Source organism: Flavobacterium tructae (assembly GCF_001853485.1).
Classification (GTDB): Bacteria; Bacteroidota; Bacteroidia; order Flavobacteriales; family Flavobacteriaceae; genus Flavobacterium; species Flavobacterium tructae.
Map to the genome: position 1 here is coordinate 185,272 of NZ_MIKE01000028.1, position 11,826 is coordinate 197,097.

The following is an 11,826-nucleotide window of genomic DNA, read 5'->3' on the forward strand; positions in this document are numbered from 1 at the left end:
CAACAGAAAAAAAATGAAGAACAACATATGAAGACAAATATAAAATTATTTTTTTCGGCAGTGATAGTTACTTTTTTTAGCAGCTGCTCTAATGATATTATCAACAAAGAACCTCTGGATCAATTGGCTCCGGAAACACTTTTTCAGACAGAAGGCGGTTTCAGAAGTGCCTTAGACGGCGTTTACGCCGTTATGAAACAAGATTTCTACGGGTATTATTTTGGAATTTATACTATTCCGGAAGCTATTAGTGACGATCTTTTAGGTTCTTCAAATTCAAAAGACTTCAGTTTTGATAATAGTTCAGGGAACATCTATCCACTGGCATACAATAGTACAACCGGTAATGTGGAGGGATTTTGGAGAATTTCCTATCAGGCCATTAATAGTGTGAATACGATTATAAAAATGGCAAGAGCCAGTTCGCTACCTAATAAAAATGCTTTTTTGGGAGAAGCGTTAGGTATTAGAGCCCTATTGTATTACAATTTATACCGCTTTTATTCTCCTGCTTATTCTATTGATAAAAAGGCTTTGTCAGTACCTTATCGATTTGAAACAGATAAATTATTAGATGTAAAACCCAGAAACACTACAGCTGAAGTAATTCAGTTTATTCAGGCTGATCTGAATGAAGCAGCAGCTTTAGCTACCAATACAGTTAACTCCTATAGAATCTCTAAAACAGCTATTTATGCATTGTTGGCCCGTGTAAGTCACGAGACAGCCGATTACAAAAATGCAATCGTATATAGTAATTTGGCATTAGCAGATGCCAGATATAAATTGGATAACACGCTGGCTGCTTTGCAAAAGGAATGGGATAAGGATGATTCCGGTGAAATTATTTTCAGAATACGTTTTGAAAATACTGAAATGGGACAAAATGCGGCACTTTTTGCCATACCGGTTCTTTCAAGTTATCCCTATTTAGTATCGACCGATTTAATCAATCTTTACGACAAAACTAAAGATTTACGATTTACAGTATATTTTAAAAATCATCCTACTATTGCAAACAGTTATTATCCTAAAAAACAAGCTGGAACCCGAACAACAAATGCCTCGGCATCAGATCCCGGTAATATAGATTTAAAACTAATGAGAGTACCTGAACTATACTTAATATTGGCAGAATCGTACTTACGGGGCAGTGACAATGCATCAGCATTAAATAACCTCAATAAATTGAGAAATGCCAGAGGGTTAGGAGATTACTCTGGAGCCGATCTGGGTAAAGAAGTTCTAAATGAGAGAAGAAGAGAATTAGCCTTTGAAGGCTTTAGATTTACCGATCTTAAAAGACTTGGGTTAGGTTTTAAAAGAGCAGACGGTACCGGTTTATCAGTGAATGCTAATCGATTTGCATTGCCTATCCCACAGACTGAAATTGATCGTTCCGGCATTGCACAAAATCCGGGATACTAAATCTGTTTTCTAATATTATAAAACTCTCTTATATGAAAAAAAAATTGACCCTAATCTTTTTGTTTTCGTTATTTAACCTAATAACTGGATACTCACAAAAGAAGGTAGACATAAAAGTAACAATACTAAAGAACGGGTTTATTTTTGACGATAAATTTGACTTAAAGACAGGCAGTATCATCATTAAGGGGAATCAAATTGCTGATATCTTGTATACGGATAATTTTAGTGTATATCCGGAAGCAACAATAATTGACATCACCAGGAAATATGTTATGCCCGGATTAATAGATACACACGTTCATCTGGCAACAGCTCCTAATCTCACTAGAGAAAAGAGTAATAAATACATGGAGGATCAGCTTTCTAAAATGATTTATGCCGGTATAACAACGGTTAGGGATATGACAGGAAATGCAATTATTCTTGCCGATTACAAACAAGTGAGTACCCTGAATCAACTGCCGGCGCCTTCCATTTTTTATGCAGCTCAGTTTGCAGGACCAGATTATTTTAATTCGATGAGAAAGTATACTACAGAAAAAGATACCCCATGGCAACGTACTATTACTGATACCACAAATATTAAAATGGTCGTGGCAGAAGCAAAAGGGGCAGGTGTAACCGGAATAAAGATATATAATGATTTAAGTGCCCGCATGATTAGAAAGATTGTAAAAAAAGCAAAAAAACAGGGATTACAGAGTTGGAGCCATGCAGCAGTATTCCCTGCCACACCAACAGATGTTGCTGCTGCCAAAGTAAATTCGATGTCGCATGCCTTTGATATACCCTATGGATTTTCTTCAGGGAAAATGGATCACTCGAAAAAAATACCAGCCATCGATACTACAAAAATGGACAAGTTGTTACTCCTGATGAAAGCAAACAATGTGATACTGGATGCAACCAATTACATGGGAAACAACAATAAACTTTTTGATGGGATGAAAATAACTAAAAGAGCTCATGAACTTGGAGTTAAGGTTTCTACAGGAACAGATTGGCCTTATTTATTCGAAAAAGATAATATTGTTCCGTTATTCAAAGAGATAAAGATATTGACAGACAGCTGTGGTTTTACAAATAAAGATGTTCTGATAAGTGCTACTAAAATTGGAGCAGAGAGCATTGGGGTAGAAGACAGAGGTGTCATAGCTGTTGGTAAACGCGCAGATCTTTATATAACCAATTCTGATCCTGTACAAAATATTGAAAATCTAAAAGACGGTTTTATGACCGTGAAGTCCGGAATTATTTATAAGAAAGAATAATTTTCCGGAACTCCTTAAAAAAGAAATGTATAATAAAGTTTAAAAGAAAAATCTAATGAAGAAATGGTATTGTTTAAGAATTATAGTTCTTATTCTTAGTTTAAATTGTTTTGCACAGAAAAGCACAAAAGACTATGTGACTTTGTCCGGAAAAATTACAGATAAAAATTCAGATTCTTTACTTGTTTTTAAGAACAGAACTCCACTTAAAAAAATTAACGTTAAGAAAGACGGGACTTTTTCTGATACACTTAGCGTAAAAGAAGGTTACTATGGATTATTTGATGGTAAAGAACAAGGTTTCTTTTATCTTAAAAATGGTTACAATCTGAAAATTACTTTTGACACCAAACAATGGGATGAAACAATGACTTGCAAAGGGGAGGGAGCTATACCTAACAATTATTTATTTAAGAAAGCCCTGTATACTGAAAAAGCGACTGCTGATAAATCTATTTTTAAATTAGAGAAAGATGAATTTATCACCAAAATAGATGAAATTGTGGCGGGTTATCAAAAACTTATTGCGGAGACCAAAGGACTGGATGCTTCTTTCATTGCGTTTGAAAAAAAGGATTTTGAAGAATTCAGAAAAAGTTGTGTCGCCAGATATAACAAAACTACCAACCTAAAAAAACATCAGGAGGAAATTCTTCCAAAAGGAAAAGTTTCGCCAAAATTCTTCAATTATGAGAATTTTGACGGCTCCAAAACTTCTCTGGACGATTTTAAAGGTAAGTTTGTTTATATTGATCTATGGGCCACCTGGTGTGGGCCGTGTAAAAAAGAAATTCCTTTTCTTAAAACTGTTGAAAAAGAATTTCATAATCAGAATATTGTATTTGTCAGTATTTCTACCGATCGCGTAAAAGATCATGACAAATGGAAAAAAATGGTGGGAGATCTTCAATTAACGGGTGTACAATTGTTTGCTAATGGTGATACTTCTTTTGAGGCTGCCTATGAAGTAAGTGGTATCCCAAGATTCATCCTGATAGATCCGCAAGGCAATATTGTAGATCCAAATGCCCCAAGACCATCAGATGAAGGATTAAAAAAATGGTTAAAAGAAGCTGGTGTTCACTAGTTTATTTCGTAAGTAGAAAAGGTTAGCTTACATCATTTTGCCTTCTTTGACATATTCTTTTTTAATCCCTTGAAGAAGATGATGTAGATTAATATTTTCGTTTTGATCTTCTAATGTTCGCAGACAGGCATATTGAATAATGTTTACAATATTAGCACCGGTAATCTCGTATTTTTTTGAAATCTCACTAAGGTTTACATCTTCAGCAATTTTGATTCCTTTAGGCAGGTTGTTCTCCCAAAGTTGTAAACGTTCACGGGAAGAAGGTACCTCGAATTCGATTATGGATTGAAATCTTCGGGTAAAGGCTGTGTCAATATTGGTTTTAAAATTAGAAGCCAGAATAACTAAACCCGGATGATTCTCGATACGCTGCAGCAGGTACGACACTTCCTGATTGGCGTATTTATCATGAGCATCTCTTACATTAGTTCTTTTTCCGAAAACGGCATCGGCTTCGTCAAAAAAGAGAATCCAGTCTTTATCGGCTGCTTTGTCAAAAAGGGAGGACAGATTTTTTTCGGTTTCGCCAATGTATTTCGAAATCACCATAGACAAGTCAATTCGGTAGACATCTCTCTGTGTATATTTTCCAAGAAGTGAGGCCGTAAGGGTTTTCCCGGTTCCCGGTGCACCATAAAACATGACTCTGAAACCTGGTTTAATTGTGGCTTTCATGTTCCATTCGTGGAGCAGAATCTCATTAAATTTAAGCCAGGTTTCTATTTCTTTAATTTGATTTAAAGTCGAAGAATTGAGGACAAGATCATCCCAATCTAATGCGGTTTCAATTAGCTGAGCAGGGAAGATGCTGCTAAGCTGAGGTTTTAGGATTTTTCCGGTGATGAATTTTTCGATGTATTCGTCTTCAAGAATCAGTAAACCACTCAGTTTAGGTTCTCCATTTGGAACAGATTCTATTTTAATGATTCTTTTTTGATAAAGAAAGGATTGATTGTGCAGGTAATTATAGAAAGAAATTCGGGCGTCAAGATCATTTCCGGCTATTAGAAACTGAGCCGTCTCGCCTGTTGGTAAAATACCGCGGTGGTTTTTTGATTTTACACCTCCAAATTCGGGTAGTTCTCCTCCGTTGGGTAAATATTCCGCAATAATCGAACTTAAAAAGTCAGGTTTGATATGATGTACGAGAGCTAATCCCAATAAGAGTGTATCTGTTTGGGTGAGGTTATTTTCAATGATAAAATCGTTGATAAACCCGTTGGAATCCAGTTGAATTAAAACAGGTTTTCCGGTTGGGTTTTCGGCTTGAAAAAGTGTATCAAGCTGAAATTGAAATTGGGTTTTAAGAAACTGAAGTATAAGTTCCATGATCTTTTTGTTTTGACTATTGTTATTGAATTTATAATCGGGACTTTATTTTTTTAATTTTTAAGAAAATCTATTAGATTAAGAGCAGGAAAACAGTGTTCAATTCCCTTTAAAATATCTTTATACAAGGGATTTTTTTCAGTGTATTCATCAATAAACAGGTTTTGCCATCCGCTAATTCCTCCACAACTATATAGTTTTTCTATGAATGTCTCGAAAGAAAGGTTTATTTTTTGAGGCTCAAAAGAGGAAGAAATAATATAAAGACTAATTTTTTCATTTTCAATAGAAAAAACAGTATCTCCGGACTCTTCAATTATTAAAGGATAAAACTTGCTCAGTTTTTTTTCAAAACTTTTATCCGCATTAATGAACTTAAAGTAGTTATTATCCCAAATTCTTTCCTGAGCATGAAGAACTCCTCCAAAAATGGTTTCAATTGACAGCATTTGAAAATTGGCGAAGTAGATTTCTGATTTCCAGCTGATTTCCAGTCCATTTCTTCGATAATGATACAAAACAAAATTGGTGTTTAGTTTGCCTTTTATTGCGATTTCGGCTCTTCTAATTTCAATGTTGGAGCACCCAAGGTTTTCTTTATGTACCGTAATTTTATGATTTTCCGGTATTTTAAATTTAGCACCTCCAATAGAGGGAAATGATTTTGTTTTGGTGTCTGAATCACTAAAGAACGACTCAAGTATTTCAGGTTTCAACTTTGTGTTGACTAAGTAGTAAAAGAAATCGTTATTGTATTTGGTGAAGTGATTGAAAACCTCCTCTGAGATATAATTCTGCCAATGGTAAAGTCCACCTGTCTTAATTCCTAAATTCAAGTAAGATTCTAAAGTACAATTTAATGTAACTTCGTTAAAATCGGGGCTCATTCTTATGATTTCGTAATTTTCCTTTATTGGCTTTATGAAAGTTACAAATTTGTTAATGATGTCGACATCAAAAGGGATGTATCCTTTTTGTATGAAGGCTGAATATTCTTTAAGGTCTGTCTTCTCTACTTTTGTCAAATAATCTGACAATGTTTCTAATTTGGGAATATTAAGTTTACCAAAGCATAAAATATCAACATCAGAAAACCATGATATAAAAAGTCCATTTGTAGTTTTATAAAATGACAATAAAGAGTCGTTTAGATTTAATTCAGCAGTCAGTTTTTTTAATTTACTGCCGGCCACCGGAGGACTTAGTTTTACAGTATGAGAATGATCCTTCTTTAGCATTAAATCTGAAAGTTCTTTTATTTCAAGAAGTATATTTTCCATAGTTAGAATTTTAATACGTTAGCATTGACCATAATTGGGATGATGTTTTTTACTTCATTTAATCTGGTTATGGTTTCTGGTGTTCTGCGGCCTGACGGAGTTGATGGAGCACTTACTTCAGCTGTTATAGCATTTCTAAAATCAGTAACATTACTGTATGTTCTACTTCTTATGATATCCATTACGGTATCAGTTAGAATACTTTCAAATGATGAGCTAAGCTGTGAGTCAACTCTATATTTATCTCTTGGTTGAAGCGAGTTGTAGGCTCGTACAATTTCACTTCTGGTACCCACTCCAATTACAGGAGGATTAACCGAATTCCAGTCGGGCAAATCAATATCCAGACCGGCATCCACAAATTTATTTCCTAATTCCCAGCTTCTATTGACGTAATTGTACTCCCAGGCTTCAAATTTTATATGCTGAGCGTAGTTATCTCTTGTGACTCTGTTAGTAGGATCCTTGACGTCTAAAGGTCCTCCTAAGGGAGCACTAACATTAGCCGGGAAAGGTCCGCTGTAATAACTGTCTACTTCAGCAACAATTTTCACTACACCTTGTTTTGTTGGATCATTGGGGCGACTTCCAATTAAGTTTTTTACAGGATCATCAAACCTGTTATCATAAGAAGAATTGTTTGATGTTGTTCCCGGTGTTAGATTTTCAGGAACTCCAAATCCTCCAAAACCCTGATTGATAAGATGGAGTCTTTTCCAATGACCGGCACCTCTTGTCAGACCTCCGGTTTGAATGGCTTCCCAGCCTTGTACAAATGAACCTCCGGGCTCCGTACCACCCGATCTGTTTGCCGATAGTAAAGTTACCTCTGCCTTATGTGCTTTGTTGCCTTGTGGCTGATAATTATATACCGGATTTGCAGGTAAATATCGTCTGAGATTACCTCTGATATGACTCATCATCTCACTGAGTTCTCTCATTTTTGAGTTTAAATTAGGGATGACCCCGCTGGTATTTGCAGCATTATTAGCCATAGTTCTTATTTCTGTAGCCAACCTTATCGCATCTCTTACGGTACTATCGTTTTGGTCGACTTCATCGGAATGCAAATATTCAAAGATGTCTTTAGGATCACTATGAACCATAAGCTGAATCGCATTATGATTATCCCTGAAGCGTAAAGTATGTCTGTCTCCATCCGTCTCATCAAAAGGTCTTTCTATTTGTAGTATTTCACCTTTTACAGCATTAGTTTCTCCATTCACCTCTCCATTTTCTTCTTCACCAACTCCTCTTACTCCTTTTACTAAAATTGGAGTGTTGTGATTGTTGATATTTGGCATTTCCGCATCAATATTCCAATTTTCACCGTTTCTTCTTGCTGTTAAATGGGTGAAATGATGTCTGGTTCTGATTGGGTTTAATTCGGCTGTAACTTGAGCTTGTGTTAAAGGGTGGTTTTCGGATGTTGTAGCCAAGGCTCGTAATGCTTGTAATCCATCACCCCAATGTGCCAGAACTTCGGGTGTTGGTGGGTTTGGCGGAGCATCTGCACCTGGTGGTGTTCCGGTTGTCCCGGCATTAGGATTTCCGGTTGAGTCTGTGACCTGAGGAGTCGCACTTCCTTCTCCTCCGGTTGCTCCTTCCTGAAATTCTGCCGGGTGCTCTGCATCTGTAGATTGGGCAGGAGGGACATGGTCATTCATTAAATCGGTCATGAATTTATCTGAGTTAAAATCAACAGGCGCAAATTCAACTTCAGGTAATTCGTCAGAACCTAAAACGTAATCTACATCAGCACCAATACCAAATTCTCCCGGCAAAGGATATTCTAATTCACCTAAAGGCCAGGTCCATTTATCATCAGGTGCAGGAGACCACCACGGACTGTCTAGTTCAACAAACAAATCACCACCTAATGCTAAGAAAGGCTGTGCAGCCATTTCGGCATGCCCGTGTATGTAAAACTCTCCTTGTCTTCCGGCTTCAGGAGATGCAGTTTCTCTGTAACCTATCGTTGGGGTGGCATCAACATATCCTCTAATTCCGGCTAATGCATTAACACCAACACCTACTTTTATATCATGTCCCAGTAATTCAACACCTAATCCTCCTTCTGCTCGTAGTCGCAGTCCTGCAAACATTGACATATTGAAAGAGGCGGAAAGACTAAAATCATTAAATACTGCCGGATCTGTAGAATAAGTTCCCACTGCCCTGATGTTATAAATTTTCGCCGGACCTATTTTCGCCAGAGCTTCTAAGCCAATATTAGCAAATAAGAAAACGTTACCGACCAATGGAACTCCATACATGGTACGGACCTCAACAGTAAAAATTTCTCTTATATAATCTCGTTGAGCAAATAATTCTACTTCTGCAGGTGGCGTTATTTCTCCATGAATAGTGACATGGCCTTCATTATCAATAATAACCATCGCTCTGCCTGTCATCCATTCGGTAAAGCTAAAATCGACTTCACCCCAGCCTGCCATAGCTCTGGGGCCTGGCGTTGGTCCACTGTTTGCTTCAGGAATTCCATTTGTTTCCCTCGCACTTTCATCAATTTGAGTAGGATCGAGCTGGCTTAAAGCAGCATTTCTGGCTGTTGCAGTATCGGTCACCAACAAAGTTACCTGACCACTTATTTTTTCGGTTTGATAGCCTACAGTACCTCTGATGTCAAAAGTTCCATTTAAAAAAGCAGCATGAATGCTACCGTTAAAATTAGCCATATTGACAGCCAAATCAATTTCGCCGGTTATGTTTCCTTCGGCATTACGCTCAATTGTAATTTGAGTAGGACTTAGGTTAGGAACTTCAATACTTCCACTGGCTCTGAATGTGATAGCCTCACCCTGAATTCCAAAGTCAAGAGTTGCATTTACAAATCCTCCCAATTGAACAGGAATTCCATTTGCTGTTAAGGTCAGATTTCCGCCTTCAATGCTGTTTTGCACGTTTGGAACACTTGTAACGTCAATTCCAATCCAACCAAAAGTTTCGCTATTGTCTTTAATGGCATTAATAAGTCCGGCCGGATTTCCAACTAACCGATCTCCTGTTTTTACTGTAATATAACCATTTATATTATTGTTTTCTATTTGAATGGCTAAAACCGGGGTAATATTTATACTTGTAAGCGGACTTAAATAACTAATATTAAGATTTATGCTTTGTCTATTGTCTTTTGTATTGTAGGTCCCGTCTGTATTTTTTTTCATTTTGATTACACCTGATGCCCATTGACCAAAGGTCACATTAACCTCAGCGCCTCTGTTTCCAGCTGCCTCAATCTGAGTGGCAATTGCTTCCGGTGGCGTAAATGTTGGTGTCTGTAAAGAAATACGTTCACTACTGGCTGATGCTGTAGTAACAGGAGTTGCAGCAGTTGGCGTTTTCTGAATCATTTTAGGCTGGACGGCACTGGCGCCTTGCTGCAAGGTGTGTGTCAATTCGTGTGCTAAAAGATGCTTTCCGGCTGTTGAATTTGTATTGTATTTGCCTTCGTTAAAGTAAATGTCATTTCCGTTCGCAAATGCCTGTGATCCTAATTCTTTGTTCATTTGAACGGCATTTGAATCGTTGTGGACTTTTACTTTGCCGAAGTCAGCCCCGAAACCGGATTCCATCTCTGTTCTGGTGTTTCCAGAAAGTGGTGAACCACTGCCTTTACTACGATTTAAATTGTTTTCGAGATTAGAATCATCGGAAGGACTTGCATCGGTACCGGCGCTCATTTGAAGCTCTTTTTCGTCTTCTTTGGATTGAATTTCCTCTTCTTCTTTAGTTTGAACCTCTTCTTCGGCTTTCTTTTGCTGAACAATTGGTTTTGGAACAGAAATGGTTTCGGTGGTTTTAGCCGTTTCGTTTTGAGGAACTTCGGTTTTATGCTGAGGGGTTTCTTCGACAGTTGCTTTTTCAGGAACAACGGTTTCCTTTTCTTCTTTTTCTGATTTTAACTGAACAACGGGAGAGAGGTTTTCGGCTATTGATTTTTGAGGAGCGGTTTCCTCCTTTTTCTGTACTTCATCTGATTTATTTTGAACTATGGGTGATGGGCTGAAAAACGGTTCAGGATTATTTTTAGTCGTTTTAGAGACTATCTGATCTGCGGCTTTATCGGCTTCCGCTTCATATTTATCATTTGATTTGCCGATGCTGAGTTTTGCCTGTACACCAAAAAATGCATCATTACCTTTCTCATTTACTGAAGCAGCATGATTCTGGGAATGAGCAGATTTTTTAGTAAAAGCAGTCATAATTATTGAGATGTTTAACTATTTCAAAACAGCATTGTCAATTTCAATCAGAACAATTTCTTTGGGACCCGTTAAGGATACCCGCAATGTGTTGTAATCAGGAATGTTAAAATAACGGCTCTGCCCAATTTTCCATCGATAAGGCAATATGGTTTTTTCATAGACCTTTTCATCAATATGGTTTGTTTCTTGTGCCTTTTTATCTTTTTTACTGAATTCACCACAGCTGTTCAAATGATAACCGAAGTAGGAATCTCCTTTTTCGAAAACAATGGGAAGAATGTAACTTTTAGAATCTTCGGGAACCTCCCATTCTTTGGATATGGTATTGGTTTTTAAGTAGGTTTTTTTATTTTCGGTATAAGAAATAAATACTTCACCATTATTTAAAATACCGGCAGACTGAAGGGCTATTTTTCTTTTCAGAACGGCTTCTTCATACCATCTGAAAGTAGCACCTTCAAGGGTAATATATTTATTGCCCCAGAAGCCGGCGAGCTTTTCAAAGGGGCCGAAGTTTTGTACTGTTTTCTCATTGGTAATCATACCTTTTGTATCTAAAGAAACAATTGTGCTTTTAGAATTATCGATGCAATAGAGCGCATTTTGATAAGAAACGGTATGAATACCGCCGAACCATTCAAGGACTTTGACTTTTGTATAATCACCTTCAATCAGCCACGCATTACTGATCCCAATTACCCAAATGTCTTTGTTTTCTGAGAGGATGATTTTCATTCCTTTTAAAGGATGCTGAATTTTGACATTATCTTTTTTTACGATATACAGGAAGTCAGAAGTTAACTTTAGAAAATCTCCATTTGCAGTAATAGCTACATCAATAACATCAGAATCGGAATGGTAGTTAAAAGAATCATTGAGGACAGAGAAAAAATGATTATCCCGTGTACCATTCTCAGAAACATATCGACCAATTAATGCCTCTGAAGTTCCATACAATTCCATATATTTTCTGGGAAATGAAAGTTCAGGGTTTGGGATGTCTATACGAGAATATTCGTGTCCGTTTTTACCGATTGTAGGATATTTTGATAAAGCGGGTACGGAATCTATCAATTGTTTATAGACAATTTTAAAAGTAAGGTCATGTTTGTTTTCCGGATTCATTTTAGAAACGTTTTGACAATTGGTAAATACTAAAATTAATAATAAAGATAAAGCCATTTTCATAATTTGATTAA

At 36.9% G+C, this 11,826-nt stretch carries 7 protein-coding genes; 3 read left to right on the forward strand and 4 right to left on the reverse strand.

The genetic code is table 11. The features are described 5' to 3' along the window. Positions 1-27: 27 nt before the first annotated feature. From BHE19_RS21280 to BHE19_RS21290, 3 genes are read left to right on the forward strand one after another with little or no spacing between them, the layout of a single operon-like run. On the forward strand, positions 28-1,428 hold the full coding sequence (locus BHE19_RS21280) for a RagB/SusD family nutrient uptake outer membrane protein (protein ID WP_233431408.1): 1,401 nt from the start codon (positions 28-30) through the stop codon (positions 1,426-1,428). A gap of 32 nt (positions 1,429-1,460) precedes the next feature. Continuing rightward, the gene (locus tag BHE19_RS21285; protein WP_070908766.1) at positions 1,461-2,702 is read left to right on the forward strand and encodes an amidohydrolase family protein; all 1,242 of its coding nucleotides are present in this window, start codon (positions 1,461-1,463) and stop codon (positions 2,700-2,702) included. A gap of 55 nt (positions 2,703-2,757) precedes the next feature. Further along, the gene (locus BHE19_RS21290; protein ID WP_070908767.1) at positions 2,758-3,789 is read left to right on the forward strand and encodes a redoxin domain-containing protein; all 1,032 of its coding nucleotides are present in this window, start codon (positions 2,758-2,760) and stop codon (positions 3,787-3,789) included. Positions 3,790-3,816: 27 nt separating this feature from the next. On the opposite strand, the gene BHE19_RS21295 is transcribed toward BHE19_RS21290, so the two are convergent. The 4 genes from BHE19_RS21295 to BHE19_RS21310 are packed head-to-tail and all read right to left on the reverse strand — an operon-like array spanning position 3,817 to position 11,809. Further along, complete coding sequence (locus BHE19_RS21295) at positions 3,817-5,121, reverse strand: ATP-binding protein (RefSeq protein WP_070908768.1); 1,305 nt, start codon at positions 5,119-5,121, stop codon at positions 3,817-3,819. A gap of 53 nt (positions 5,122-5,174) precedes the next feature. Beyond that, on the reverse strand, positions 5,175-6,401 hold the full coding sequence (locus BHE19_RS21300) for a hypothetical protein (protein ID WP_070908769.1): 1,227 nt from the start codon (positions 6,399-6,401) through the stop codon (positions 5,175-5,177). A gap of 2 nt (positions 6,402-6,403) precedes the next feature. Beyond that, on the reverse strand, positions 6,404-10,624 hold the full coding sequence (locus tag BHE19_RS23010) for an eCIS core domain-containing protein (protein WP_070908770.1): 4,221 nt from the start codon (positions 10,622-10,624) through the stop codon (positions 6,404-6,406). Positions 10,625-10,642: 18 nt separating this feature from the next. Beyond that, complete coding sequence (locus BHE19_RS21310) at positions 10,643-11,809, reverse strand: hypothetical protein (RefSeq protein WP_123923446.1); 1,167 nt, start codon at positions 11,807-11,809, stop codon at positions 10,643-10,645. Positions 11,810-11,826: the final 17 nt, after the last annotated feature.